Annotated in this window: 25 protein-coding genes; 6 read left to right on the top strand and 19 right to left on the bottom strand. The window is 68.9% G+C overall.

Features of this window, described 5'->3' with window-relative positions; translation table 11 throughout:
• Positions 1-23: 23 nt before the first annotated feature.
• The 10 genes from ASC66_RS10995 to hrcA form a co-directional block, all read right to left on the bottom strand.
• The gene (locus tag ASC66_RS10995; RefSeq protein WP_055839146.1) at positions 24-686 is read right to left on the bottom strand and encodes a response regulator; all 663 of its coding nucleotides are present in this window, start codon (positions 684-686) and stop codon (positions 24-26) included.
• Positions 683-1,930 (bottom strand): sensor histidine kinase, encoded by a 1,248-nt coding sequence (locus tag ASC66_RS10990; protein WP_055839144.1) that lies wholly within the window; start codon positions 1,928-1,930, stop codon positions 683-685. Before ASC66_RS10990 ends, ASC66_RS10995 begins: the two co-directional genes overlap by 4 nt.
• Positions 1,931-2,860, bottom strand: coding sequence for a GTPase Era (gene era / locus ASC66_RS10985; protein WP_055839141.1), 930 nt, complete (start codon positions 2,858-2,860; stop codon positions 1,931-1,933).
• Positions 2,857-4,164 carry a hemolysin family protein gene (locus tag ASC66_RS10980; protein WP_286145591.1) on the bottom strand — a complete coding sequence of 436 codons (1,308 nt, stop codon included), beginning with the start codon at positions 4,162-4,164 and terminating at the stop codon, positions 2,857-2,859. The genes era and ASC66_RS10980 overlap by 4 nt, the downstream gene beginning before the upstream one ends.
• Positions 4,165-4,626, bottom strand: coding sequence for an rRNA maturation RNase YbeY (gene ybeY, locus ASC66_RS10975; RefSeq protein ID WP_055839138.1), 462 nt, complete (start codon positions 4,624-4,626; stop codon positions 4,165-4,167).
• Positions 4,627-4,639: 13 nt separating this feature from the next.
• The gene (locus ASC66_RS10970) at positions 4,640-5,743 is read right to left on the bottom strand and encodes a PhoH family protein (RefSeq protein WP_082492266.1); all 1,104 of its coding nucleotides are present in this window, start codon (positions 5,741-5,743) and stop codon (positions 4,640-4,642) included.
• Positions 5,730-6,110 (bottom strand): HIT domain-containing protein, encoded by a 381-nt coding sequence (locus ASC66_RS10965; protein WP_055839136.1) that lies wholly within the window; start codon positions 6,108-6,110, stop codon positions 5,730-5,732. Before ASC66_RS10965 ends, ASC66_RS10970 begins: the two co-directional genes overlap by 14 nt.
• A gap of 19 nt (positions 6,111-6,129) precedes the next feature.
• Positions 6,130-6,870, bottom strand: a complete 741-nt coding sequence (locus tag ASC66_RS10960; RefSeq protein ID WP_055839135.1) for a 16S rRNA (uracil(1498)-N(3))-methyltransferase — start codon at positions 6,868-6,870, stop codon at positions 6,130-6,132.
• A gap of 4 nt (positions 6,871-6,874) precedes the next feature.
• Complete coding sequence (gene dnaJ, locus ASC66_RS10955) at positions 6,875-7,984, bottom strand: molecular chaperone DnaJ (RefSeq protein WP_055839132.1); 1,110 nt, start codon at positions 7,982-7,984, stop codon at positions 6,875-6,877.
• Positions 7,985-8,056: 72 nt separating this feature from the next.
• The gene (hrcA, locus tag ASC66_RS10950; protein WP_055839129.1) at positions 8,057-9,079 is read right to left on the bottom strand and encodes a heat-inducible transcriptional repressor HrcA; all 1,023 of its coding nucleotides are present in this window, start codon (positions 9,077-9,079) and stop codon (positions 8,057-8,059) included.
• A gap of 136 nt (positions 9,080-9,215) precedes the next feature.
• Between hrcA and ASC66_RS10945 the strand changes: the two genes are divergently transcribed.
• The gene (locus tag ASC66_RS10945; protein ID WP_055839126.1) at positions 9,216-9,686 is read left to right on the top strand and encodes a DUF4870 domain-containing protein; all 471 of its coding nucleotides are present in this window, start codon (positions 9,216-9,218) and stop codon (positions 9,684-9,686) included.
• 75 nt (positions 9,687-9,761) lie between these two features.
• Positions 9,762-10,136, top strand: coding sequence for a DUF4870 domain-containing protein (locus ASC66_RS10940; protein ID WP_055839122.1), 375 nt, complete (start codon positions 9,762-9,764; stop codon positions 10,134-10,136).
• A gap of 11 nt (positions 10,137-10,147) precedes the next feature.
• On the opposite strand, the gene hemW is transcribed toward ASC66_RS10940, so the two are convergent.
• The 4 genes from hemW to lepA all read right to left on the bottom strand — a co-directional run bounded on the left by hemW (position 10,148) and on the right by lepA (position 14,985).
• Entirely contained in the window at positions 10,148-11,377 is a 1,230-nt protein-coding gene (gene hemW, locus ASC66_RS10935) for a radical SAM family heme chaperone HemW (RefSeq protein WP_055839120.1), read from the bottom strand.
• 5 nt (positions 11,378-11,382) lie between these two features.
• A complete protein-coding gene (locus ASC66_RS10930; protein WP_055839117.1) occupies positions 11,383-12,030 on the bottom strand; it encodes a DUF1990 domain-containing protein in 648 nt (215 codons plus the stop codon).
• A gap of 564 nt (positions 12,031-12,594) precedes the next feature.
• Positions 12,595-13,131, bottom strand: coding sequence for a DUF1990 domain-containing protein (locus ASC66_RS10925; RefSeq protein ID WP_055839114.1), 537 nt, complete (start codon positions 13,129-13,131; stop codon positions 12,595-12,597).
• A gap of 3 nt (positions 13,132-13,134) precedes the next feature.
• Positions 13,135-14,985, bottom strand: coding sequence for a translation elongation factor 4 (gene lepA / locus ASC66_RS10920; RefSeq protein WP_055839111.1), 1,851 nt, complete (start codon positions 14,983-14,985; stop codon positions 13,135-13,137).
• Positions 14,986-15,117: 132 nt separating this feature from the next.
• On the opposite strand from lepA, the gene ASC66_RS10915 reads away from it, so the two are divergent.
• From ASC66_RS10915 to rpsT, 4 genes are all read left to right on the top strand, one after another.
• Entirely contained in the window at positions 15,118-16,386 is a 1,269-nt protein-coding gene (locus tag ASC66_RS10915) for a sensor histidine kinase (RefSeq protein ID WP_235496860.1), read from the top strand.
• Complete coding sequence (locus ASC66_RS10910) at positions 16,383-17,027, top strand: response regulator (protein WP_200944804.1); 645 nt, start codon at positions 16,383-16,385, stop codon at positions 17,025-17,027. Before ASC66_RS10915 ends, ASC66_RS10910 begins: the two co-directional genes overlap by 4 nt.
• 9 nt (positions 17,028-17,036) lie before the next feature.
• Positions 17,037-17,795, top strand: a complete 759-nt coding sequence (locus ASC66_RS10905) for an alpha/beta fold hydrolase (protein ID WP_055839105.1) — start codon at positions 17,037-17,039, stop codon at positions 17,793-17,795.
• A 121-nt stretch (positions 17,796-17,916) separates the two neighbouring features.
• Positions 17,917-18,177, top strand: a complete 261-nt coding sequence (gene rpsT / locus ASC66_RS10900) for a 30S ribosomal protein S20 (RefSeq protein ID WP_055839103.1) — start codon at positions 17,917-17,919, stop codon at positions 18,175-18,177.
• A gap of 489 nt (positions 18,178-18,666) precedes the next feature.
• On the opposite strand, the gene holA is transcribed toward rpsT, so the two are convergent.
• From holA to ASC66_RS10875, 5 genes are all read right to left on the bottom strand, one after another.
• Positions 18,667-19,704, bottom strand: coding sequence for a DNA polymerase III subunit delta (gene holA, locus ASC66_RS10895; RefSeq protein WP_055839099.1), 1,038 nt, complete (start codon positions 19,702-19,704; stop codon positions 18,667-18,669).
• Between the two features lie 26 nt (positions 19,705-19,730).
• A complete protein-coding gene (locus tag ASC66_RS10890; protein WP_055839096.1) occupies positions 19,731-22,166 on the bottom strand; it encodes a ComEC/Rec2 family competence protein in 2,436 nt (811 codons plus the stop codon).
• Complete coding sequence (locus ASC66_RS10885) at positions 22,163-22,861, bottom strand: ComEA family DNA-binding protein (RefSeq protein ID WP_082492265.1); 699 nt, start codon at positions 22,859-22,861, stop codon at positions 22,163-22,165. The genes ASC66_RS10890 and ASC66_RS10885 overlap by 4 nt, the downstream gene beginning before the upstream one ends.
• A 119-nt stretch (positions 22,862-22,980) precedes the next feature.
• Positions 22,981-25,512: a leucine--tRNA ligase gene (gene leuS / locus ASC66_RS10880; protein ID WP_082492264.1), complete on the bottom strand. Its 2,532-nt coding sequence runs from the start codon at positions 25,510-25,512 to the stop codon at positions 22,981-22,983.
• A 94-nt stretch (positions 25,513-25,606) separates the two neighbouring features.
• Complete coding sequence (locus ASC66_RS10875) at positions 25,607-26,884, bottom strand: low temperature requirement protein A (RefSeq protein WP_235496858.1); 1,278 nt, start codon at positions 26,882-26,884, stop codon at positions 25,607-25,609.
• Between the last annotated feature and the right edge of the window lie 23 nt (positions 26,885-26,907).

The raw sequence follows: 26,907 nt of genomic DNA, 5'->3' as shown, positions 1-26,907 counted from the left end.
ACCTCGGAGGGATGACGCTGGGATCAGTCGACGAGACGATGCTCGAAGGCGAAGACGACCAGCTGCACGCGGTCGCGCAGCCCCAGCTTGCCGAGGATCCGCGAGATGTGCGTCTTCACGGTCGCCTCGCTGAGGAACTCCCGCGCGGCGATCTCGGTGTTGCTGAGGCCCTTCGCGGCGAGCACGAATATCTCGCCCTCGCGCGGGGTGAGCGTCTCGAAGCTCGCCGGTGCGGCCGGCTGCGGCGCGCGCGCCGCGAAGTGCTCGAGCAGCTCACGGGTCGCGGATGCCGCGATGACGGCGTTGCCGGCATGGACGGTGCGGATCGATGCGAGCAGGAACTCCGGCTCGGCGTCCTTCAGCACGAAACCGCTGGCCCCGGCCCGGATTGCCCGTGCCGCGCTCTCGTCGAGGTCGAAGGTGGTGAGCACGAGCACCCGCGGCGGGCCGGAGGGAGCCGCGGCGGCGGCCACGATGGCCTCCGTTGCGGCGATGCCGTCGAGCACCGGCATCCGGATGTCCATCAGGATCACGTCGACCGCCGTGGATGCGGCCAGCGCGACACCGGCCGCGCCGTCGCCGGCCTCCCCGACGAACTCGAGATCCGGCTGCGATTCGATCAGCATCCGGATGCCGGCGCGAAAGAGCGCCTGGTCGTCGACCAGTGCAACGCGAATCCGCGTCATGAGAGTCCCCCTGTTGAGTCTGAAGCTGTCGAGTCTGAATCCAGTGTGCGTTGCGCGATCCCGCTCGGGATCCGGGCCGCGACCTCGAACTGTCCCGCCTCCGTCGCGCCGGCGCGGAAGCTGCCGCCCGTCAGCACGGCGCGCTCCCTCATGCCGGGGATGCCGTGGCCCAGCGTTGCCCCGGACGCCGCCGGCGCCGGGCGGAGGGAGCTCGCAACGGTGAGACGGACGCCGTCGGCGCTCCAGGCGAAGTCGAGCGTCACCGGCCGCTTGGCGTCGCCGTGTCGCAGCACGTTCGTCAGCGCCTCCTGCACGATGCGGTAGACCGCGATCTGGTGGCTGGCGCTCATCGGCACGACCGCGCCCGTCGACGAGACGTCGATCTGCAGCCCGGTCACCCGCAGCTGATCGATCAGCCGTTCGAGGTCGTGGATGCTCGGTTGCGGGCCCTCGGCCTCCGAGTGCCGGAGCTCGGCGAGGAGCAGGCGAACGTCGGCGAGTGCCTCGCGCGCGGTCGCGGCGATCGTGCTGAGGGCCGGCGCAGCGGTCGCCGGGTTCGTGGCGGCGGCGTAACGCGCCCCATCCGCCTGCGCGATCACGACCGCCAGCGAGTGCGCGACGACGTCGTGCATGTCGCGCGCGATCCGGTTGCGCTCCTGCTCGACGACGACGGCGTATTCGGCGCGTTCGGCCTCGCGCTGGGCCTCGAGCTGCCTGGCCTTGCTCTCGCGCGATGCCGTGCGCGCATTGACCAGCAGTCCGAGCGTCCACGGCAGCACCAGCACGGCGAGCGAGGCCACGAGGGTGAACACGAAGGATCCGACGCTGACCGTCGAGACATCGCTCCCGCGGCCCATCGGCAGCAGGTACATCAGGTAGGCCGCGGCGAGCAGTGCGCCGATGCCGGCCGACGCGAGCCCGAGCCAGCGCACGATGCGGTTGCCGTAGCATCCGACCGCGTAGAGCACCATCAGGATGGCGAAGTTGCCCGGCTGCACATCGCGCAGCGCCGCCATCTGGATGATCGCGCCGATCCAGGCGAGGGCGAGGGCGATCGGCGGGGACAGCCGCCGGAACACCAGCGCGGCCGAGTAGACGGCGAGGATGAGCAGGTCGACGACCGCCGGCCCCCAGCCGAGGCCCGCGACTCCGATCGCCGAGACGATCGGCGCGAACAGCACGAAGAAGACGCACGCGCCGACGAGGTCGGCCGTGCGTTGTCTCCGTGCCAGTGCGCGGAACACCTAGAAGCCGAGGCGCCCGAGGAGCTTCGGGTCGCGCTGCCACTCCTTGGCGACCTTGACGCGCAGCGAGAGGAACACCTTGCGCCCGAGCAGCTGCTCGATCTGCGCGCGGGCCGTCGCGCCGACATCCTTCAGCCGGCTTCCGCCCTTGCCGATGATGATGCCCTTCTGGCTGTCGCGCTCCACGAAGAGGTTCGCGTAGATCTCGAGCAGGTCCTGGTCTTCGCGCTCGATCATGTCGTCGATCGTGACGGCGATGGAGTGCGGCAGCTCGTCGGTGACGCCCTCGAGCGCCGCCTCGCGGATGAACTCGGCGATGCGGTCCTCCGTGCCCTCATCGGTGATCGCATCGGCGGGGTAGAGCGGCTGGCTGGAGATCGGCAGCAGCTTGAGCAGCTCCTCGCTCAGCACGTCGAGCTGGACGTCGTTGATCGCCGAGATCGGGATGATCGCCGCCCAGTCGCGCAGCTTCGAGACGGCGAGCAGCTGCTCGCCGACCTTCTGCTTCGACGTGGTGTCGAGCTTGGTGACGATGGCCACCTTCTTGGCGCGGGGGAACTCGTCGAGCTGCGTGTTGATGAAGTTGTCGCCAGGCCCGATCGGCTCGTCGGCCGGGAAGCACATGCCAATCACGTCCACATCGCCGAGGGTGGACTGCACGAGGCTGTTGAGCCGCTCACCGAGCAGTGTGCGCGGGCGGTGGATGCCGGGGGTGTCGACCAGGATGAGCTGGCCGTTCTCGCGGTGCACGATGCCGCGGATGGCGCGACGGGTCGTCTGCGGCTTCGAGCTCGTGATGGCGACCTTCTCGCCGACGAGGGCGTTGGTCAGCGTGGACTTGCCGACGTTGGGTCGCCCGACGAACGAGACGAAACCCGCCCGGTAGCCCTCGGGGGTTGTGGCGTCGCTGGGGGTGGTGGCGTCGCTCATGATCGTGCTCCTTCGTCGTGCTGCGGGGGAAATGCTGTTTCTGCATCGATGAGTGATTGGTCACGTTCAACGATGACGGTACTGATGCGCTTGCGCCTGCCCTCTGTGCGATCCGCCGTCAGGGCGAGCCCGCTGACGGAGGCGCTGGAACCGGTGACGGGGAGGCGGCCGAGGGCCTTGGCGAGCAGCCCACCCACCGAATCGACGTCATCGTCGTCGAGCTCGATGCCGAAGAGTTCTCCGAGCTCGTCGACGGGCAGGCGGGCCGCGACGCGGTAACGGCCGGCGCCGAGTTCTTCGATCTCGACGACCTCACGGTCGTACTCGTCGGAGATGTCACCGACGAGCTCTTCGATCAGGTCTTCCAGGGTGACGAGTCCGGCGATTCCGCCGTACTCGTCGATCACCATCGCCAGGTGGTTCGACTCGAGCTGCATCTGACGCAGCAGATCGTCGGCCTTCTTCGATTCGGGGACGAAGAGCGCCGGCCTGGCGAGCTCGGCGACCATGAGCTGCTCTGCGTCGAGCGAACGCTCGAAACTGAGCTTGGCGACATCGCGCAGGTAGAGGATGCCGAGCACGTCGTCGACCTCTCCGGCCATCACCGGCATCCGCGAGAAGCCGGAACTGAGGAAGAGGCCCATCGCGGTGCCGAGGTCGGCCCCGCCGGAGATCGTGACCATGTCGGTGCGTGGCACCATCACCTCACGCACGACGGTGTCGTTGAACTCGAAGATCGAGTGGATGAGTTCACGGTCGTCTTCTTCGAGCACGTCCAGTTCGGTCGCCTGGTCGACCATGCTGAGCAGCTGTTCCTCCGTGGCGAAGGTTCCGAGCTTCGGCCGTCCCGGCGTGACCCGGTTGCCGAGGGCGACGAGGGCGTTCGCGATCGGGCCGAGCGCGACACGGAGGACGTGCACCAGGAGCGCGGTCAGGCGCAGGATGACGCCGGGGTTCGCGCGGCCGACGCTGCGCGGGCTCGCGCCGACGAGCACGAAGGAGACGGCGGTCATGATCAGCGCCGAGAGCACGAGGGCGACCCACACCTCGTCGAAGGTGAAGGCGAAGGCGAGCGTCACGAGAACCGCGGCCGTCGTCTCGGCGATGATTCGCATGAAGTTGATGGTGTTGATGTGCGCGCCGGGGTCGCTGGCGATGGCCAGGAGCGACACCCTGGCCTTGGCCCCGACGGCGAGTTCTTCAATGTCGGCGCGCGACTGCGAGGTGATCGCGGCGTCGACGGCAGCCATCAGCCCGCCGAAGGCGACGAGCACGAAGGCCAGAAGAAAGAAGAAGATCTCCACTTAGCGACGGCGCTCCTGCTGCGCGAAGCCGGCGAGGATCTCGCGCTGGAGCCCGAACATCTCCTTCTCCTCGTCGGGTTCCGCGTGGTCGAATCCGAGCAGGTGCAGGATTCCGTGGGTGGTCAACAACTGCAGCTCGGCCATCGTCGAGTGGCCGGCCGTCTCGGCCTGCGCCTGGGCGACCTGCGGGCAGAGCACGATGTCGCCGAGCAGACCGGCCGGGGTCGGTGCGTCCTCGGTGCCCGGACGCAACTCATCCATCGGGAAGCTGAGCACGTCGGTGGGGCCCGGCTCGTCCATCCACTGCACGTGCAGCTGCTCCATGGCGCCCTCGTCGACCAACACGATGGCCAGCTCGGCGTCTGGGTGCACGTGCATCGCGTCGAGCGCGAAGACGGCGAGGCGCTGGATGGCGCTCTCGTCGACCTCGATGGCCGATTCGTTGTTGATCTCAATACTCATTCTTCAGTACCTCTCAGGAGCGGGGGCTGCGGCCCGGCTGGCGATCGCGCGGCACGCCGCCGCGACGTTCCGCACGGTTCGCGAATTCTCTGGCCTCGTCGCGTTCGAAACGCTGGGCCTGCTTCTTGGCGTCGTACTCGGTGTATGCGTCGACGATCCGGCCGACGAGCGAGTGTCTGACGACATCCTCGCTGGTCAGGCGGGCGAAGTAGATGTCGTCGATGCCGTCGAGCACCCGGGTCACCAGGCGCAGACCGGACGAGCCGGTCGGCAGGTCGACCTGGGTGATGTCGCCGGTGACGACCATCTTGGAGCCGAAGCCGAGTCGGGTCAGGAACATCTTCATCTGTTCCGGCGTCGTGTTCTGTGCCTCGTCGAGCACGACGAAGGCGGAGTTCAGGGTGCGGCCGCGCATATAGGCGAGCGGGGCGACCTCGACGGTTCCGGATGCCAGCAGCTTCGGAACGAGCTCCGGATCCATCATGTCGGCCAGGGCGTCGTAGAGCGGGCGCAGGTAGGGGTCGATCTTGTCCGTCAGGGTTCCCGGCAGGAATCCGAGACGCTCTCCTGCCTCCACGGCGGGGCGGGTGAGGATGATCTTGTCGACCTCTTTGCGCTGCAGCGCCTGCACGGCCTTCGCCATCGCGAGGTAGGTCTTGCCGGTTCCGGCCGGGCCGATGCCGAAGACGATGCTGTTCTCGTCGATCGCGTCGACGTAGGCCTTCTGGCCGCGCGTCTTGGGGCGGATGCTGCGACCGCGTGCCGTCAAGATCGCCTGCCCGAGCACATCGCTCAGACGTGCGCCCTGATCGGCTTCGAGGATGCGGGCGGAGCTCGACACCTCGCCAGGGCTCAGGTCCTGGCCCTCGCGGATCAGCTCCTGCAGTTCCTCGACCAAGCGGCTGACGGCCCGAACCTGCTCCCGCGGACCGCTGAGGGTCAGCTCGTTGCCGCGTGCGTGCACCGCGACATCCGGGAACTCCTGCTCGATCCTGCCGAGGAGCCGGTCCTGTGCGCCGAAGAGGCGAACCAGTGCGACGCCGTCGATGACGAGCCGCAGCTCGAGGTTCTCTTCAGAACCGTTCTGGTCTGAACGTCTCTGCTCAGGATCCGACAAGCGAGCCCTCCTTGAATGTTCCGGCGAGCACGTGCGCGTGCACGTGGAAGATGGTCTGTCCGGCTTCTGGTCCGGTGTTGAAGATCAAACGGAATTGGCCTGGCGTATGCCCGGCGGGGGCCAGCTCCTCCGCCACCTGCGTTGCGACGGCGACGAGCTCGGCGAGCAGCGCCGGGTCACCGGCGGCCAGCTCGACGACGTTGGCGTACTGCTGCGTCTTCGTGGTCACGACGACGTGCAGCGGCGCCTGGGGCGCGATGTCGTGGAAGGCGATGACGGTGTCGGTCTCCGCGACGATGCGCGCCGGAATCTCGCGCGCGACGATACGGCTGAACAGGGTCGGAGTCTGATCGTCGGCTGAAGTCATGCTTCCATCTTAAGGCGCACTACCACCGGCCGAGGCGGGCATTCAGCACCGAGAGCGCCGCGGCGCCCGCCGTTGAGGTGCGCAGCACCGTCGGTCCGAGGCGCACGAGGGTCGCGCCGGCGGCCTGCAGGCGCTCGAGTTCGTGCGGGGCGATGCCGCCCTCCGGTCCGACAACGAGCACGATGTCGAGCGCGGGGTCGCTCGGCTCCCACTCGGTCAGCGTGGTGTCGGCCGTCGGCTCCAGCACCAGCATGTGGCTCTCGGCGGCGAGCGTCTCAAGGTCCTTGCCGGAGAAGAGCGCCGTCACGTCGGGCAGCCAGGCGCGGATCGACTGCTTGCTCGCCTCGCGCACGATGCTGGCCCAGCGCTCCTGCCCCTTGGCGACCTTGGCACCCTCCCAGCGGGAGATGGAGCGGGTGGCGCTCCACGGGATCACCGCGTCGACGCCGAGCTCTGTCGACGCCTGCACGGCCATCTCGTCGCGCCCGCCCTTGGCCAGGGCCTGCACGAGCACGATCCGGGGGCTCGCGGCCTGCACGTTCTCGATCAGTTCTGCCGTGATCGCGAGCTCGCCGGCGTCCGCCGTGATGACGGGGCCCGTCACGATGAGACCGCGGCCGTTGCCGATCGAGACCCGCTCACCGATCCGGGTGCGGTTGACCGTGACGGCGTGCTTGGCCTCCGTCCCGGTGACGCTGGCGACGCCGGAGGCCTCGACGGCCGCGGCCTCGAGGTCTTCACGCAGGTAGAGCGAGCTCACGGTGTCAGCCCCGGAACTTGTCGCGCAGCTTGGCGAACAGTCCCTGCTGGAACTGGCTGAGCGCCGGCTTCGGGTGCTTGTGCATCCCTGCGAACTGTTCGATCAGCTCGCGCTCCTTGCCGTTGAGCTTGCTGGGCGTGACGACCTGGATGCCGATGCGGAGGTCGCCGCGGCCGTTGCCACGGAGCTTGGTGACACCGCGGTCCTTGATTGTGATGACCTCTGCGCTCTGCGTTCCCGGCTTGAGGTCGAGTTCGACGTCGCCGTCGAGCGCGTGCAGCGTCGTGGTCGTGCCGAGGATGGCATCGGTCATGGCCACCTCCAGGGTGGCGAGCAGGTCGTCGCCGTCGCGGCTGAAGACGTCGTGGTGGCGCACCTTCATCTCGAGGTACAGATCGCCGTTCGGGCCACCGGCCGGGCCGGCCTCTCCGCTGCCCGGCATCTGCAGGCGGACGCCCGTGTCGACGCCGGCTGGGATGTCGACCGGAACGGTGCGGCGGGCGCGTACGCGGCCCTGACCCTGGCAGGTGAGGCACGGGGTGGCGATGATCGTGCCGTAGCCGCGGCAGCTGCCGCAGGGGCTCGACGTCATGACGTTGCCGAGCAGCGAGCGGACGGCCCGCTGGATGCTGCCGGTGCCATGGCAGATGTCGCAGGTGACCGGGCTGGTGCCCGGTGCGCAGCAGGATCCCTGGCAGGTCTCGCAGAGGATCGCGGTGTCGACCTCGATGTCGCGGTGGGTGCCGAAGATGATCTCGTCGAGGTCGACCTCGACGCGCAACAGCGCATCCTGGCCGCGCTCGCGCCGGGATCGCGGTCCGCGACGGCCGCCGCCGCCACCCCCGCCGAAGAAGGTCTCGAAGATGTCGCCGAAGCCGCCGAAGTCTCCCCCGCCGCCGCCGAAGCCGCCCTGCCCGCCCATGTCGTAGTTCTGGCGCTGTTTCGCGTCGCTCAACACGTCGTAGGCGTGTGTGACCTCCTTGAAGCGTTCAGACGCCTCAGAGCTCGGGTTCACATCGGGGTGCAGTTCACGAGCGAGACGGCGGTACGCCTTCTTGATCTCGTCGGTGGTCGCCTCACGCGAGACGCCGAGTACTTCGTAATGGTCAGCCACTCCGGCCGTTCCTTTCCGGCCTCGAGCATTCTGCGCGCGCAGAGCACGGCGAACTCGAGGCGATTCGTCCTACTAGTTTTCGCCCAAGAGTCTGGACAAGTACCGAGCGACCGCACGGACGGCGGCCATGTTGTTGGAGTAGTCCATCCTGAGCGGGCCGAGAACGCCCACCCGGGCGAGCTCGGAACCGGCCGAGAGGTAGCTACTGCTGAGAACCGAGGTCTCGCCGAGCCCGAACGAGGCGTTCTCACGCCCGATGCTCGCTGAGACGCCGTGTTGGTCTGTGGCCATCTCGCCGAACAGGCGCAGCAAGACGACCTGTTCCTCGATGGCTTCCAGCACGGGGAAGATGCTGCCCGTGAAGTCTTCTTCCGTGCGCACGAGGTTCGCGGCGCCGGCCATCACCAGCTTGTCTGCGCGATTGGCGAGCACCTGCTCGACGAGCGTCTCGGCGACGACGGATGCCACGCCGGCCAGTTGCTGCGGGGCGGCATCGGCGAGGCCGCCGGCCGCTGCGGCGGCATCCGTCATGCCCAAACCGACGAGAGTGGCGTTGATGACCGTGCGGAGGTCGGCGACGGACTCCTCTGTCACCTCTGAGGTCGTGTCGACGACCCGCTGTTCGACGCGCCCGGTGTCGGTGATGAGCACCGAGAGCAGACGGTGGGTGCTGAGACGCACGAGTTCGACGTGCTTGACGGTGGCACGGGTGAGCGAGGGGTACTGCACGAGGGCGACCTGCTGGGTGAGCTGCGAGAGCAGCCGCACGGTGCGCGAGAGCACGTCGTCGAGGTCGGCCGACTGGCCGAGGAAGGTTTCGATGGCGTGGCGCTGGGCGGCGCTCAGCGGGCGCAGATCACTGAGCTGGTCGACGAAGAGCCGGTAGCCCTTGTCGGTTGGGATGCGACCCGAGGAGGTGTGCGGAGCCGCAATCAGCTCCTCCTCTTCGAGCAGCGCCATGTCGTTGCGGATCGTTGCGGCGGAGACGCCGAAGGAGTGGCGCTCCACGATCGACTTCGAGCCGACGGGCTCGCGCGAGGAGACGTAGTCCTGCACGATCACACGGAGAACCTCGAGGCTTCGTTCCGAAACCATGCGCACAACCTCCTCACCGCGTTGGGCCGACCGTACGACCACTTAGCACTCACTGCCGTTGAGTGCTAATCATATCGCGACTAGCTTGGGAACGAGCGCAATGCGCGCTGCAGAAGTCCCACCGAAAGGCTCAATCATGAGCGACCCATCAGCTCCGACTCCCCCGTACGATCCGACGCAGCAGCCGCCGCCCCCGCCGGCGCCGCCCGCACCGCCGACGCCACCGGAGAACCCCTACGCGAACACCGCCGCGCCCGGTGCGCCGCTCAGCCAGGAAGCCGACATCCAGTGGGCGTCCTTCGCGCACCTCGGCGGCATCTTCAGCTTCCTGCCGTCGCTGATCATCTGGCTGGTCTTCAAGGACCGCGGTCGCTTCACGAACACCGAGGCCAAGGAGGCGCTGAACTTCCAGTTGACCCTGCTCATCGCCGAGGTTGCCGCCGCGATTCTCAGCGTCGTGCTGACCGTGATCACCTTCGGAATCTTCGGCTTCAACCTCGGCTGGCTCATCTGGGTCGTCGGCGTCATCTTCTCGATCATCGCCTTCATGCAGGTGAAGGACGGGCGCGGCTACCGCTACCCCTTCGCCATCCGCATGATCAAATAGCGGACGCGGAGTACACCCGCCCACTACACTGGCATCACTTTCGCGAGCACTTTCGCACGAATCAAGGAGCACCACATGTCAGCCGCACCTCCTCCCCCCGCCACTCCCTACCAGGGCCAGACGCAGCTGAGCCCGGCCGACGAGAAGCTCTGGGCGACGCTGATCCACGTCGGTGGGATCTTCTTCAGCTTCGTGCCGGCGCTTGTCGGTTACCTTGTGCTCAAGGACAAGGGCCCGTTCATCCGTCTGCACACGGCGACCGCGCTCAACTTCCAGATCACGATGGCGATCGCCTATGTCGTCGGCTGGATCCTGACGATCGTCTTCATCGGCTTCATCATCCTCGCCGCGGTCAGCGTGCTGATCATCGTGTTCAGCATCATCGCCGCCGTCAAGGCCAACCAGGGGCTGGCCTACCAGTACCCGCTCGCGATCAAGTTTGTCAGCTAACCGAGCGTGAGCTAGTCCTCTTCCAGAAGACGACGCACGACGGCATCCGCCAACAGCCGCCCGCGCAGGGTCAGTTCCACTGATCCGGCAAGGGCGGCTCGTGCGTTAATCAACTCATCGGCGATCAGACCGGCCACGGCGAGGCGCCCGGCGGAGCTCAGCGTGTCGACCGGGATTCCCTCACGGATGCGGGCGAGCAGCAGCACGCGCTCGAACTCGCGCGTTGCGGCATCCAGACTCTCGCGCCCCGCGGCCGGCGAGTCACCAACGAGCACGCGATCGGCGTAGGCGGACGGGTGCTTCACGTTCCACCAGCGCACGCCGCCGACGTGGCTGTGCGCGCCGGGTCCGATGCCCCACCAGTCGTTGCTGCGCCAGTAGGCCAGATTGTGCTGCGAGCGGTGCTCGGCCCCGCGCGCCCAGTTGCTCACCTCGTACCACTCGTATCCGGCAGCGCCGAGCAGCTCGTCGGCGAGCTCGTACATGTCGGCCTGCAGATCCTCGTCGGGCTGGGCCACCTCGCCGCGCTTGATCTGCCTGGCCAGCTTCGTGCCGTCCTCGACGATGAGCGAGTACGCGCTGATGTGGTCGGGCTGCTGGGCGATGGCGTGCTCGAGGCTGGCGCGCCAATCCTCCAGCGACTCCCCCGGCGTGCCGTAGATCAGGTCGACGCTGACGTCGAGTCCGACCTCGCGCGCCCAGGCGACGACCAGCGGCACGCGGGCGGGATCGTGGGTGCGCTCGAGGGTTGCGAGCACGTGTGGGACGGCCGATTGCATGCCGAACGAGACGCGGGTGAAGCCCGCATCCTTGAGCGTCTGCAGGTAGTCGCGATCCACGGAGTCGGGATTCGCCTCGCTGGTGACCTCGGCATCCGGGGCCAGCCCGTGATGCTCCCGCACCGCGTCGAGCATCCTGGCGAGGTTCTCGGCCGGGAGCAGCGTCGGGGTGCCGCCGCCGAAGAAGACGGTCGCGGCCGGCCGGGCCGGAACACCGGAGCTCTCGAGGATGCGGGCGCTGTGCGCGACCTCGAGCACGGCCTGGCTGGCGTAGTCGCTCTGCTTGACGCCGCGGAGTTCGGTGGCGGTGTAGGTGTTGAAGTCGCAGTAGCCGCAGCGCACCCTGCAGAAGGGAACGTGCAGGTAGACGCTGAAGTCGCGCTCGGCCGCGCCGTCTGCTGCGCTCGCCGGCAGCAGGCCGTCTGCGGGGGCCGGGTCGCCGAGGGGAAGTGCGCTGGCCATCCGGGCTATGCCGCGGCGGCGGGGTGCAGTGCCCGCAGGTAGCGCTTCGTGTACGCGCGCTGCTGCGCCCGCAACAACGGCGCGAGCAATCGCCACCCGCGCGTGCTCGGCTTCGAGAAGCTGCGGATGACGAGCCAGACCGAGTCGTCCTCCCGGTGCTCGACGAGGAACACGACCTCGCCAGACTCCGGGTGGCCTTCCATGGTGCCGTACCCAAACCCGACGCAGCCTGGCTCATCGACGACGAAGACGACGCGAACCGGCGCCGTCACGGTCTTCTTCCACGCGGTGATGTGCAGCACGGCGGTCATGCCGGGCGTGATGTACGGCGTGCCGTCCGGGCCGAAGCGCTCGTCGCCGTGGTGCTGCGGCTGCTCGGGCAGCGGGGCGCCGTCAGCGCCGAAGAGCAGGCCGTGGTACTGCTCGCCCGTGCCCTGGTTGGTGTCGGTCACCTCGATGCCGCTGCCGCGTTGCACGCCCCAGGTCATCAGGGCCGCGGACGCCGATGCGAAGCGCTCCGCGCCACTGCCGAGCTGGGTGCTGTGGGTGGCCGGACGGTAGCCGGCCGGCGGGAAACTCATGAGATCGGGCGCCATCGTGCCGCCGATCGCGCCATAGCTGACCGGTTGATCGGTGAATGTGGAACGACGCACGCGCAAACACTACTTTCTCGAAAACCCCTCATACAGAGTAGGCGACGTTTCTGGCAGAGCGCTGCCCCGACGCTCGGCATCCGCGCAACAGCCCCTGGCGACCCGATCACGGGGACCGCTCGGGGCTTCGGGGGCGGCCTCATTCCTCGGCTGCTCCCTCAAGCCAGCGTGCACAGGCACGACGCGCGCTCCGCACGTTGGCTCGAGCGCGCGGCGCCGCGCCGAAGGAGCAGCGACGAAGGAGCAGCGACGCCCGCGAAGCCCCGAGCGGCCCCGTCGACACTGCAGCCGCGACATCCACTGCGACCCGATCCGGCCAGACGCTCAGGGCTTCGGGGCGGCCTCGTTCCTCGGCTGCTCCCTCAAGCCAGCGTGAGAATCCACGTTGGCTCGAGCGAGCGGCGCCGCGACGAAGGAGCAGCGACGCCCGCGAAGCCCCGAGCGGATCCGTCGACACTGCAGGCGCGACATCCACTGCGACCCGATCCGGCCAGACGCTCAGGGCTTCGGGGGCGGCCTCGTTCCTCGGCTGCTCCCTCGAGCCCGCGGGGACCATCGCAAACGCTAGAGCAGGGCGCGGAGGAAACGGGCCGAGTAGCGACGACGCGCGAAGGCTATGGCGGGGGTGCCCACGCGGTAGAGCGGGGTTGCCGGGCGGTACAACGCGCGGATCACGAGCCAGACCGAGTCGTCGGCACGATGCTCGATCAGGAACAGTTCCTCGCCGCGCAGGGGGTGACCGGGCAGCGTTCCCGCGGCGTAGCCGGTGCGGCGGGGTTCCCGGAGCAGCCGCACGACGCGGATCGGCGCCGCGAAGCGCAGACCAGCGAGCGGTAGCGACTGCACGACCGTGTCGCCGAGCGTGACCTCGCGTGCGCTGGCGCCTGCGGCATCCGTCACCGTGATGCCGCTGCGGCGGAGCACCTGCCAGCTCATCAGCTCCGCGGATGCCGCGGCGAAGCGCGCTGAACCGGATCCGATCCGCACGCTGCTCTCCGTGGCGCGATATCCGCCCGGCGGGGAGTCAAGCAGCGTCGGCGCCAGCGTGCCACCGACCGGCCCGTATGTCAGGGGCTGGTCAGCGAGCGCTGTACGCCGCACGGCCTACTTCTTGTCCTTCTTCTCCACGTCGCCCGTCAGCGCGGCGACGAACGCCTCCTGCGGGACCTCGACGCGACCGACCATCTTCATGCGCTTCTTGCCCTCCTTCTGCTTCTCAAGGAGCTTGCGCTTGCGGCTGATGTCACCGCCGTAGCACTTGGCCAGAACGTCCTTGCGGATGGCTCGGATGGATTCACGAGCGATGATCCGGGCGCCGATGGCAGCCTGGATCGGCACCTCGAACTGCTGACGCGGAATCAGCTCACGCAGACGCGTGGTCATCAGCACGCCGTAGGCGTACGCCTTGTCGCGGTGCACGATGGCGCTGAACGCGTCGACCTGCTCGCCCTGGAGCAGAATGTCGACCTTGACCAGGTCGGCGGTCTGCGAACCGGCGGGCTCGTAGTCGAGCGAGGCGTAGCCGGCGGTCTTCGACTTGAGGTTGTCGAAGAAGTCGAACACGATCTCGCCGAGCGGCATCGTGTAGCGGATCTCGACCCGGTCCTCACCGAGGTAATCCATGCCGAGCAGGATGCCGCGGCGCCCCTGGCAGAGCTCCATGATGACGCCGACGTAGTCCTTCGGAGCGAGGATGGCCGCCTTGACGACGGGCTCGCTCACGGCCGAGATCTTACCGACCGGGAACTCGCTCGGGTTCGTGACCGTGACGGTCTTCTTGTCCTCGGTGGTGACCTCGTAGATCACGGACGGAGCCGTCGCAATGAGGTCGAGGCCGAACTCGCGTTCGAGGCGCTCGGTGATGATCTCGAGGTGCAGCAGGCCGAGGAAGCCACAGCGGAAGCCGAAGCCGAGGGCGACGGAGGTCTCCGGCTCGTAGACGAGCGCGGCATCCGAGAGCTTGAGCTTGTCGAGGGCCTCGCGCAGGATCGGGTAGTCGGAGCCGTCGATCGGGTACAGACCGGAGAAGACCATGGGCAGCGGCTCGGTGTAGCCGGGCAGCGCCTCGGTTGCCGGCTTCGCGTGCGTGGTGACGGTGTCGCCGACCTTGGACTGGCGCACGTCCTTCACGCCGGTGATCAGGTAGCCGACCTCGCCGACGCCGAGCCCCTTGCTGGGGGTCGGCTCTGGCGAGCTCACGCCGATCTCGAGGATCTCGTGGGTGGCGCGGGTCGACATCATCTGAATGCGCTCGCGCGGCGAGAGCTGCCCGTCGATCATGCGCACGTAGGTGACGACGCCGCGGTAGCTATCGTAGACGGAGTCGAAGATCATGGCGCGGGCGGGCGCGTTCGGGTCACCCTGCGGTGCCGGGATCCGCTCGGTGACGCGGTCGAGCAGGTCTTCGACGCCGAGACCGGTCTTGCCGGAAACCCGCAGCACGTCGTCGGGGTCGCCGCCGATGAGGCTGGCGAGCTCCTTGGCGTACTTGTCCGGGTCGGCGGCCGGGAGGTCGATCTTGTTGAGCACGGGAATGATCGTCAGATCGTTCTCGAGTGCGAGGTAGAGGTTCGCGAGCGTCTGGGCCTCGATGCCCTGCGCGGCGTCGACGAGCAGCACGGCGCCCTCGCACGCGGCGAGAGAACGCGAGACCTCGTAGCTGAAGTCGACGTGGCCGGGCGTGTCGATCATGTTCAGCGCGTAGCTCTGCGAGCCGAGCGCCCACGGCATCCGGACCGCCTGGCTCTTGATCGTGATGCCGCGCTCACGCTCGATGTCCATGCGGTCGAGGTACTGCGCGCGCATGTCGCGGTCGCTGACCACCCCCGTCATCTGCAGCATGCGGTCGGCGAGGGTCGACTTGCCGTGATCAATGTGCGCAATGATGCAGAAATTGCGGATGAACGCGGGGTCGGTGGCGGCGGGCTCGAGGGCCTTCAAAGCTCGTGGTGACATCGTGTGGCCATTCTCCCATGCCGGGCGCACTTCGGTGGACCCACCTCCCTTTTACCCTGCGTGCGTCTCCCGCCGATGCCTTCCGACTTTCGACGGATGCCGCCCGCTCCGGCCCGAACTAGGCTGGCGCCGATGAGTACCGATCCGCTGAGTGCAGCGCCGATGAGCGCCCATGGTGCGAGTGCGGCTGCCCCGAGTCGCGCTCACTCTGCGCTGACCCCGGTCTTCCTCACCATGCAGCTGGGGCTGCACGTGCTCATGGTCGGCCTCACCGCGGTCGTCGCCGTGCGCGCCATGCTCGGCGCCTGGCCGATGCAGTGGCTCATCGGCGCGCTCTGCGTCGCGCTCCTCGCCGTCTGCGCGCTCGGTGTGCGATTCGCCCGCCGTTCCACGCCGATGTGGGCCAGGGCGCTCTGGTTCCTCGCGCTCGTCATCGTCTGGCTGGCGCTGACGCTGCTCACCCCCGACGGCGCGTACATCGTGTTCCCGCTGTTCTTCCTGGCCCTGCACGTGTTCCCGCCGCGGTGGAGTGTTCCCGTCGTCGGCGCGATGCTGCTGCTGTCGATCCTCGCCCTGGGCATGCACCTCGGCTGGAGCGCCGGGATCTTCATCGGGCCGATCACCGGTGCGGCGGTCGCCGTCGTGCTCGGCCTGGCGTATCGGGCGATGTTTCGGGAGTCGGCAGAGCGCAATCTGCTGATCGACGACCTCCTTGCCGCCCGCGAAGAGCTCGCCGTCACCGCGCGGGAGGCTGGAACCCTCGCCGAACGTCAGCGGCTGGCCGGCGAGATCCACGACACCGTGGCGCAGGGGCTCTCCAGCATCCAGCTGCTCCTGCACGCCGCCGAACGCAACATCAGCGACGAGACGGCGCTCGAACATGTGCGGCAGGCCAGACAGACCGCGGCCGACGGGCTCGCCGAGACCCGGCGCTTCATCCGCGAGCTCCGGGCCCCGGCGCTCGACGAACAGTCGTTGCCTGCCGCCCTCGGCCGCCTCGCAGCCTCGATCACGGCGCAATCGGCATCCACCAGGCCCGACGCCCCGACCGTGGTCAGCTTCCAGCTCAGCGGCGAGCCGACGGAGCTGCCGATGGCGCACGAGACGACCCTGCTGCGCATCGCGCAGGGCTCGCTCGCCAATGTGCTGCAGCATTCCCGGGCCCAACGCGCCGCCGTGACGCTGACATTCATGGATGACGAGGTCACGCTCGACATCGTCGACAACGGGGTCGGGTTCGAGGCCGGGGCCGCCAGCCGAGCCGAGCACCGCGGTGAATCGTTCGGGCTGGCCACGATCCGGGAACGCGTCGAACGACTCGGCGGCCGGCTCAGCGTCGAGACCACCCCCGGGGCGGGAACCGCCCTCGCCGTGTCCCTACCCCTGGAGGTTTCCCCGTGATCCGCATGCTGCTGGCCGATGACCACCCCGTCGTGCGCGCCGGCCTCAAAGCCCTGTTCTCCTCGGAGAGCGACATCGAGGTGCTCGCGGAGGCCGAGACCGCCGAGGCTGCCGTCGAGCTCTGCAGGGAGCAGCGCTTCGACATCGTGTTGATGGATCTGCAGTTCGGTTCGGCCGGCCGGGGCGCGATGCAGGGCGCGGAGGCGACGCGCGTCATCCGCGCCGCCGACGGGGCGCCCCGCGTGCTGGTGTTGACCAACTACGACACCGACGCCGACATCCTCGGTGCCGTCGAGGCCGGGGCCGCCGGCTACCTGCTCAAGGATGCGCCGCCCACCGAGCTCATCGCCGCCGTGCGCGCCGCCGCAGCCGGCGAGAGCGCCATCTCCCCCGCCATCGAGATGCTGCTGCAGAATCGGGCGGATGCCGCGGGCTCGCCGCTCACCCTGCGCGAGTCAGAGGTGCTCGCGCTCGTGGCGGAGGGGCGCAGCAACCGCGACATCGGGCGGGCGCTCTTCCTCAGCGAGGCGACCGTCAAATCGCACCTCGTGCACATCTTCACGAAGCTCGGTGTGTCCTCCCGCACGGCGGCCGTGGCCGCGGCGCAGACCTCCGGCGCGATACGGAGCCGCGCTCTCTAAGCTGTGCGCATGAGTCAGGCACCCGACACCACCGCACTGCCGACGCTCTTCGTGCACGGCATCCGCACCTCATCCAGCATGTGGCGGGGGCAGTTGGCCTCGCTGCACACGACGGGGCACCGCGCATTGGCCATCGACCTGCCCGGTCACGGCGCGCGCATCGGGGAGCCGTTCAGCGTCGACGCGGCGATCACCGCCATCGATGACGGGGTGCGGGAGCTCGGCGGGCGGGTGCTGCTCGTCGGCCTCTCGCTCGGCGGCTACTTCTCGATTGAGTATGCGGCGCGGCATCCGAACGGCGTCGCCGGTCTCATCGCCGCGAGCTGCTCGACCAGGCCGCGCGGGGTGGGCCTGGCCGGCTACCGCGGGCTGGCCGCGGCGATCAGGCGTCTGCCCGATCGCGGACTCGCCTTGAACAACGCGATGGCCAGACTCGCCGTCGGGCCAGAAGGGAGCGTCGACCTCAGCGCGGGCGGCATCGCGCTCGAGGTGATGGATGCCGCGCTCTCCGCGGCCGGGTCACTCGACCCGCTCGCCGGCCTGGCGCGTTATCCAGGCCCGGTCTGGATCGTGAACGGCAAGCTCGACCACTTCCGTCTGGACGAGGCTCGCTTCGTGCGGGCGAATCCGCGCACCCGGCACATCCTGATTCCCGGTGCGACGCACCTCGTCAGCCTCGTGAAACCCGAGCGGTTCACCGTGATTGTGCTCGATGCGCTGGCCGAGCTTGAGGCCGAAAGCCGCTCGATTGTCGACTCGGGCGAATAACTGGTAAAGTTGCCTGTTGGCTTCCGTGTGTATCCCACCACTTCACACGATTGCCGCGAGACGCCCCTCTACCGTCAAGCGGCACACTCCGAATACACATCTAAGCAAGGACGTACTGAACGTGGCAAACATCAAGTCGCAGATCAAGCGCATTGGCACCAACAAGAAGGCGCAGGAGCGCAACAAGGCCGTCAAGAGCGAGGTCAAGACCGCTATCCGCGCGACCCGCACCGCGATCGCCGGCGGCGACAAGGCTGTTGCCGAGTCGGCTCTGCGCACCGCAGGCAAGAAGCTCGACAAGGCCGTGAGCAAGGGCGTTCTGCACAAGAACCAGGCTGCTAACCGCAAGTCCTCGATCGCCAAGCAGGTCGCTGCGCTCTAACCAGCACAGTTTTTCGGAAAGGGCCCCGTCTTCGGACGGGGCCCTTTCTTCGTCTGCGGCCATGTGTGCGGTCGGCGGCGCGCTGGGTCCTCGCGGCGCGGGCGGAGGCGATAGTGCCCGCGGGAGGCCACTATTCGCGCTTCGGGCCTCCCGTCGCACCGATCACCTCCCCAGCGGGGTGCGGATGCCGGGGCAACACGATCAGGAACGCACCAGGGCTTCGGTCGCTGGCGCTCCCTCCAGCCGGCGTGGGTGCGGCGACCGCTCTCACGCCGTCGCGAGGCAACGTGGGAATGCACGCTGGCTCGAGCGTGCGGCGCAGCGACGAAGGAGCAGCGACGCACGCGAAGCCCTGAGCGGATCCGCGTACACCGGAGCCCCGACATCCTCTCGCCGCGCGGCACAAACGGCACGTGCGCGCCAGAAACGATAGCCGCGAAACCGCCGTATGTACCGCGACGGGACCCCAGGGAACGAGCGGGCGGCGGGCTAGGCGCGGCCGCGGGAGGCGATGACGCCGATAAGGCGCTCGACGGCGAAGATCGGGTCGCGGGAGGCGCCCTTCACACCGGCGTCCGCCTCGGCGAGTGCCTCGATGGCTCGGGCGAGGCCGTCCTCGCTCCAGCCGGCGAGATCCCGACGGGCGCGATCGAGCTGCCACGGGGCCATGCCGAGCTGTGAGGCGAGTTGGCCGGAGCCACCGTGGGACCCGGAGACCTTCGCCATCGTGCGCATCTTCATCGCGAAGGCGGCGACGATCGGAACCGGGTCGGCCCCTGAGGCGAGGGCGTGGCGCAGGGTGATGAGCGCCTCACCGCGGCGACCGGCGAGGGCGGCATCCGCGACCTTGAATGCGTTGCTCTCGACTCGACCGCCGTAGTAGCGCTCGACGGTGGTCTCGGTGATCTCGCTGGAGGAGTCGTCCATGAGCTGTTGGCAGGCGGATGCCAGCTCGGCGAGGTCATCGGAGAACGCCGCGACCAGGGCTCGTAGGGCGCCCGGGGTGATGCGCCGGCCGGCCGTCTTGAACTCGGCGACCGCGAAGTCGTACTTCTCCGCGTCCTTCTTGAGCTCGGCGCAGACGATCTCGACGCCGCCGCCGAGGCCGCCGCGGAGCGCGTCCAGCAGCTTCTTGCCGCGCACGCCACCGTTGTGGCGCAGCACGAGGTAGGTGTTCTCCGCCGGGTCTTCGAGGTACGCCAGCGTCTCGGTGATGAAGGAGTCCGTGCACTTCTCGACGGAGTTCACGCGGATGAAGCGCGGCTCCATGAACAGCGACGGGCTGGCGACGGTGAGCAGCTCGCCCGCCGCGTAGCTGTCGGCGTCGACGTCGACGACCTCGATGCTCGGGTCTTCGCCCTTCAGGAAGTCGCGGAGCCGACGGATGGCGCGATCGGCGAGGAAGCTCTCGGTTCCGGAGACGAGCACGACCGGTGCCGGACGCACCTGGTTCCAGGCGAGCTGCGGGATCGTCACCGCGCTCTTGCCTGATGCCGTCTTGCCCGCCGCGGGCTTCCGAACTGCCATGCTTGCCCCTTTTCGTCTGTTCCAGATTAGCCGTCGTCGCGCTCCGTCCACACCCGGAGTGCCCCGTCCCCCGTGCCGGCGGGCGAGACCAGCACGAGGCCGTTCCGATCGCTGCGGTAGCCGCGCGTGTTGCTCTGCCGCAGCATGGCGAGCAGCGTCGCGGTCGGATGCCCGTAGCCATTGTCTGCCCCGACCCCGATCAGCCCCACCCGTGCCGCGAGCCGTTCGTAGAGCTCGCCGTGCTGATCCGAGGAACCGTGGTGGGCGACCTTGACAACGTCGACGGGGCCCGGCCGCTCGAGCGCCAGCAGCGCGCGCTCCGACTCCTCGCCGAGGTCACCGAGAAAGAGCGCCCGGATGCCGCCGCCCTCCGTCTCCAGCACCACGCTGCCCGGGTTGCCCGTGCTCAGCTCGCCCTCCGCCTCGGCCGGCCAGAGCACACGCCAGCGCAGTCCCCCCAGCGTGCCGCGATCACCGCGGGCGGCCACGTGCACGCTTGCGCCTCCGCGCAGCAGCAGCGCGAGCACGGTATCGTCACCGCTGCCGGACGTTCGGCCGACAATGGCCGCGTCAACGGCGCCCACGACAGCGCTCAGTCCGCCGATGTGGTCGCGGTCGTAGTGGGTGAGGACGAGCAGGTCGATCCGGCCGACGCCGAGTTCGCTCAGGCAGTCACGCAGAGGCTCGGGCTCCGGCCCGGTGTCGATCAGCGCGACCTGCCCGGCATCGCGCACGAGCACGGCGTCACCCTGCCCGACGTCACAGAGGGCGATCTGCCAGTCGGCTGGGCGGGTGAGAGCGCGCACGACGCCCGTTCCGAGCAGCATCCCGCCGTACGCTCCGGCCAGCGCGAGCAACGCCGCCGTCGCGACCAGGGCGGATGCCGAACCGCCACGGCCGCGGGCGGGCCGACGCAGCACCAGCCAGAGCGCGAGCGCCGTCGCCACGGCCAACAGCAGCGCCCCGAGCAGCCCGTCGAGCCACGGCGCCCGCGCGCCCGGCATCCCGGCCACCATGCGGGCGACGGCCGCGATGAACGCGGCGGGCAACCATGCGAGCTGCGCGACGGCGAAACCGAGCGAGGGCAGGATCGGTAGCAGCAGGCAGGCGAGGAGGCCGAGCAGCGTCGCGATCGGGGCGGCGGGGCCGGCGAGCAGATTCGCCGGGACCCCGAGCAAGGAAACGGTCGGGCTGAGCAGCACGAGCACGGGCTGGCAGGCCAGTTGGGCCGCGAGCGGGATCGCCAGGGCGATGGCGAGGCCGCGCGGCATCCAACGCCCGAGCACCGCGGCCAGCGGTGCGGTGAGCAGCAGCAGGCCGACCGTCGCCAGCACCGAGAGTGCGAATCCGTAGCTGGAGGCCAGCCAGGGGTCGAGGCTGAGCAGCACGATCACGGCGGCGCCGAGCGCCGGCACTCCCCCGCCCGGGCGACCGGACGCGAGGCCGAGCAAGACGATCACCGCCATCAGCCCTGCCCGCAGCACGCTCGGCTCGGGAGTCACGAGCACGACGAAGCCGAGCAGCGCGGCGAGGGAGAGCCCGACCCGGAGGCGCCGAGACAGGCGGAGCGTCGCCCCGAGCAGCATGACGGCGGCGACGACAACCGCGCAGTTGGCGCCCGACACCGCTGTCAGGTGGCTGAGCGAGCTGGCTTTCATCGCGGCGTCCAGCTCGACGCTCACCGCGCTCGTGTCGCCGATGGCCAGACCGGGCAGCAGCGCGCCGCCGTCGCCCGGCAGCAGTTCGGCCGCCGCCCGGAAGTCGGTGCGGAGCGCAACGGCCCATGCCAGGTACCAGGGCGGCGGTGACTCGACGACGAGCGGATCGCTGCCGAAGGCGAGGAAGGCGCTCGGATCTCCCGGTCCGTTCGCTTGCAGGCGGGCGGTCACGCGCACGCCGCTGCCGATCTCGGGCGGCACGGCGTCGGTAGCCAGCTCGGCGAAGAGCTGCACGGGCACACCGCGGAGCGGAGCGGGTGGTTCGCGGCCGAGCTGCGTGCTCTCGGCTCGCAGGGCGAAGCGCACGCGCTGCACCTCGCTGCCCGTGCCGTCGCCGGCGACGGATAAGGAGAAGGAGAAGGGTGACGGCTGCCGCTCCGGCGTGGACATCACGATGCCCCGGAGCGTGACGAGGCGCCCGTCCTCCGCCGCATCCAGCAGAACGCTCGGCTGGCGGTACGGCGCCTGCACGGCGACCGCCGTGCCGACCAGGGCGAGCACGCTGAGGCAGAGCGCGAGCATCGGCAGCACCGTCTGGGCACGGGGAACCAGCGCGCCGCGGCGCAGAATCAGTGCCGCCCCGAGTGCAGCGGCCGCCCCGGCCCAGCCGAGGAGGGCGACCGGCCACGCGGCCACGTTCGTCGCGAGCAGCGCCGCCGCCCACGCCGTCGCCGCCGGGAGCAGGGCCCGCGCCGCCACGGCATCCACGATCACCGTGCGAGGCGTCGCGGTGCTGGTCGTCACGGCGTCACGTGATCCTTCAGACCGTCGAAGGTCTTCTGGCCGATGCCCGTCACATTGCGGAGATCCTCGATTGTGGCGAAGCCGCCGTTCGCCTCACGCCAGTCGAGGATCCGCTGGGCCAGCGCCGGACCGATCCGCGGGAGCGTCTCCAGCTCGGCGAGCGTCGCGGAGTTCAGGCTGACCGGGGCGGGCGGCGCGCCGACCGCCCCGGTCCCCGCGGCACCGGCCTGCGGAGGCGGCGCCGCCGGAGCCTCACCGATCCGCGGAACGCGCAGCTGCTCGCCGTCGGTGAGAGGGCGGGCGAGGTTCACCCCGGCCGGATCGGCATCATCGCTGAATCCGCCAGCCGCGGCGATCACATCGATGACGCGGGACCCATCGGCGAGCTCGTAGAGGCCGCCGTTGCCGACCGCACCGAGCACGTGCACGTAGATGCGCACGCCGTCGTCCGCGGCGTCCGGCGTCGCGGGAGGCCCCGTGGAGTGCTCGGGCCCCGAGGGCGGAACCGTCTCGTCGACGCCGGATCCGCCGAAGGCCGTGATCGCCACGGCGGCGAGCAAGGCGATGATGAACAACACGATGGCCGCGCCGACGCCCAGCCGAATGCGCGGGGTCGGTGCCCTGGCCGATGGAGCCAGCGCAGACAGTGCCGCGGTCTGCTCCTGCTCGATCGACGGCGCTGGTGGGGGCTCCATGCTGGCAGCCTAGGAACCGGCCGGCCCGCCGGTGCTCTCGGCGTCGCGGCTGTGCACAACGATGGCGCCTCCCCTGCTTGTGCAGGAGAGGCGCCATCGACGGTGCTGAGAAGTGGGCGCTAACCGCGGATGGCGATGTTCACGATCTTCGGCGCGCGCACGATCACCTTGATGATCTCGCTGTCGCCGATCGCCTTCGTGATGGCATCGGATGCCATGGCGAGTGCTTCCAGCTCGGCCTCGGTGATCTGCGGCGACACCTCAAGGCGGTCGCGCACCTTGCCGTTGACCTGGACGACGGCCGTGACCGAGTCCTCGACGAGCAGTGCCTCATCGGCCGTGCGCCACTGCGCGAGGGCGACGGAGGGCTCGAAGCCCAGCTTCTCCCACATCTCCTCCGCCAGGTACGGCGCGAAGAGGTTGAGCGCCAGCGCCGTCGTCTCTGCGGCCTCGCGCACGGCGGGATCGGCCGCACCGGCGCCGGAGTCGATCGCCTTGCGGGTGGCGTTGACGAGCTCCATCAGGCGCGCGACGACGACGTTGAACTTGAACGCCTCCGTCAGGCCCGGGGCGTCGGCGAGGAAGCGGTGCGTGACGCGGCGCAGGGCCTGGTCGCCGCCGGCCGGGTCGACGCCTGGAGCGCTCGTGACGTCGTTGGCGATGCGCCAGGCGCGGGCCAGGAACTTGGCGGAGCCGACGGGCGAGACCTCGGCCCAGTCGATGTCGTCCTCCGGCGGGCCGGCGAACGCCATCGTCAGGCGGACGGCGTCGACGCCGTGCTTGTCGACCTCTTCGGTGAAGAAGACGATGTTGCCCTTGCTCTTGCTCATCTTGGCGCCGTCGAGGATGACCATGCCCTGGTTCAGCAACGCCTTGAACGGCTCCTCGAAGTCGAGGTAGCCGAGGTCGTGCAGCACCTTGGTGATGAAGCGTGCGTAGAGCAGGTGCAGGATCGCGTGTTCGACGCCGCCGACATACTGGTCGACCGGCGCCCACTTCTTGGCCTCGTCGACATCGAATGCCTTCGTGTCGTCGGTCGGGTTGAGGAAGCGCAGGAAGTACCAGGAGCTGTCCACGAAGGTGTCCATGGTGTCTGCATCGCGCTTGGCCGGCGTGCCGTCGACGGGGTTCGGAACGTTGACCCAATCGGCTGCGCCGCCGAGCGGCGATGTGCCCTTGGGCTTCAGGTCGAGGCCGGCGGCATCCGGCAGCAGAACGGGCAGCTGCTCCAGCGGAACGGCGTGCTCGGTGCCGTCTTCGCCGTGGATGATCGGGATCGGGGTGCCCCAGTAGCGCTGACGCGAGATCAGCCAGTCACGCAGCCGGTAGTTCTTGGTTGCACGGCCGCGACCGTCGGCCTCAAGGATCTCGATGGCGCGCGGAACGGCCTCGGCCTTGCTCAGACCGTTCAGCGGGCCGGAGTTGATGAGGGTTCCGGAGCCGGCGAGGGCGATTCCCGTGTCGTTCGGGTCGTTGCTCGCGTCGTCGTCGCTCGTGTTCGGCACGTCGAGGACGACGCGCACGGGCAGGTCGAAGGCGCGGGCGAAGTCGAGGTCGCGCTGGTCGTGTGCCGGCACGGCCATGACGGCGCCGTGGCCGTAGTCGGCGAGCACGTAGTCTGCGGCCCAGATGGGCAGGCGCTCCCCGTTGACCGGGTTGATGGCGTAACGCTCGAGGAAGACACCGGTCTTCGCACGGTCGGTCGCCTGACGCTCGATCTCGGTGCTGTGGCCGACCTCGGTGAGGTAGTCGGCGAAGCGCTGCTGCACCTCTGGACTGGTGCCCTCGACGAGCTCTGTCGCCAGGGCAGCGTCCGGGGCGACGACCATGAACGTCGCACCCCAGAGCGTGTCTGGGCGGGTCGTGAACACGGGGACGCGTGCCTCGCGGCCCTCGATCTCGAACTCGACGTCTGCACCGATGGAGCGGCCGATCCAGTTGCGCTGCATCTGCAGCACCTTCGATGGCCAGTGGCCCTCGAGCTGGTCGAGGTCGTCCAGGAGTCGGTCGGCGTAGTCGGTGATCTTGAAGTACCACTGCGTCAGACGCTTCTTGACGACGACGGCGCCGCTGCGCTCCGAGGTACCGTCGGCGAGCACCTGCTCGTTGGCCAGAACGGTCTGGTCCACCGGGTCCCAGTTGACCCAGCTCTCCTTGCGGTAGGCGAGGCCCTTCTTGTACAGCTCGAGGAAGAGCCACTGGTTCCACTTGTAGTACTCGGGGTCGCTGGTGTGCAGCTCGCGTTCCCAGTCGAAGCTGGCCGCGTAGAGGCGCATGCTGCGCTTCTGCTGCTCGATGTTGTCGTAGGTCCAGCCGCGCGGGTCGATGCCACGCTTGATGGCCGCATTCTCTGCCGGCAGGCCGAAGCTGTCCCAGCCGATCGGGTGCATGACGTTGTAGCCCTGCTGGCGCCAGTACCGCGCGACGACGTCGCCGAGCGCGTATACCTCGGCGTGGCCCATGTGCAGGTCGCCGGAGGGGTACGGGAACATGTCGAGCACGTACTTGCGCGGGCGCGTGTCGTCGGGGTCGCTCGTGCTGAACGGCTTGAGCTCATCCCAAATGGGCAGCCACTTCTTCTGAAGCGCGCCGAAGTCGTAGACCTCGGCGTCGTCGTGCCTGCTGCTCGCGGAATCCTGCTCGTGTGCCACGTGACTCTCATTCAATTGCGGATGCGGTGTGTTGGAGCGCCATCGCCCTGGAGGGCGTGCCCAGATGCTCACACGACCCAAAGCTCTAGCGTACTCACTTCGCGCGTTGCATCTCGATGCGCAATGCCGCGCCCTGGTGCCGATGGCCCACGCTCTCGTAGCCGAGCACGGTGACGAGCGGCGCGAACATCACCACGAGCAGGCACCAGCTCATCGGCACCCCGGCGGATGCCATCAGGAGCGCGCTCGCGAGGATGCCCAGTGTGCCGAGCAGCAGGAGCAGGTGCATCCAGTCGGTGACCCGGACGAGGAAGCGGTACAGCACGAAGACGCTGAGCGTGTAGATGCCAACGGGCAATGCCAGGGCGAGCACGGTGCCGACCGGCCCGATCACGGACTCCCCCTCGATGTAGTACGCGGCGACGTGGAGGCCGGCGCCGACCGCGGCCAGCGCGGCGAAGACGATCAGGTGGCCATAACCCCAGACGAAGGAGCGGCCACGCGCGATGCTGAGGATCTCCGCCGAGGGCATGATGTAGTACATCCACCACAGCCCGAAGGTGAGCCCGACCCCCGCCACAGCGACGAGGACGGCATCCGTGCTCCAGCCCTGGTGATCCACGACGGCCGAGATCGATGCGACGGTGCCGATGACGCCCTCGCCGAGCGTGATGATCACGAGCAGCCCGTAACGCTCGACGATGTGGTGCACGTGCCATGGCGTTCCACCCTGCAGCCGTTCGGCGATCACGGGGCCGCTCATCTCGACCACGACGAGGGCGCTGCCGAAGACGAAGGTCTGGCCGGCGTCGAGCGGCGCGAGGAGCACGGCGATCCAGCCGATCTGCGCGACCACGAGGGTCACAATGTAGCTGATCGCCGCCGCACGGTGGGCGGGGTCGGCGACTGCGGCGCGCGCCCACTGGGCGACCATGGCGATGCGCATGACGATGTAGCCGAACACCATGACCGTGTTGTTGAGCTCGCCGCCGTGGTCGATCGAATCGAACATCTGCGGCAGGCCGAGCGCGAGGATGATCACGCCGACCATCTGCACCATCGTCGTCACGCGGTAGAGCCAGTCATCGGTGTCATAGGCCGAGGCGAACCACGAGAAGTTGATCCACGCCCACACGATGGCGAACATCGCAAAGCCGAATCCGGCGAGCCCGCTGGCGACGTGGCCCTCTGCGACGAGGTGGGCGAACTCGTTGCCCGCGACACCGAAAGCCACGACGAAGGTCAGGTCGAAGAGCAACTCCAGTGGCGTCGACGCGCGATGCCCCTCGAGCGGGTTCCTGCCCCGCATCGGCCGCAGCCGGTGAGTGCGGTCGTTCACCACGTGATCTCGCGGGTCATCATCGTCGTGCATCGCAGCTCACCAATCTCTTCACT

It is taken from the genome of Leifsonia sp. Root4 (genome assembly GCF_001425085.1).
Taxonomy (GTDB): domain Bacteria; phylum Actinomycetota; class Actinomycetes; order Actinomycetales; family Microbacteriaceae; genus Microterricola.
This window is presented reverse-complemented; position numbering and strand designations above follow the sequence as displayed.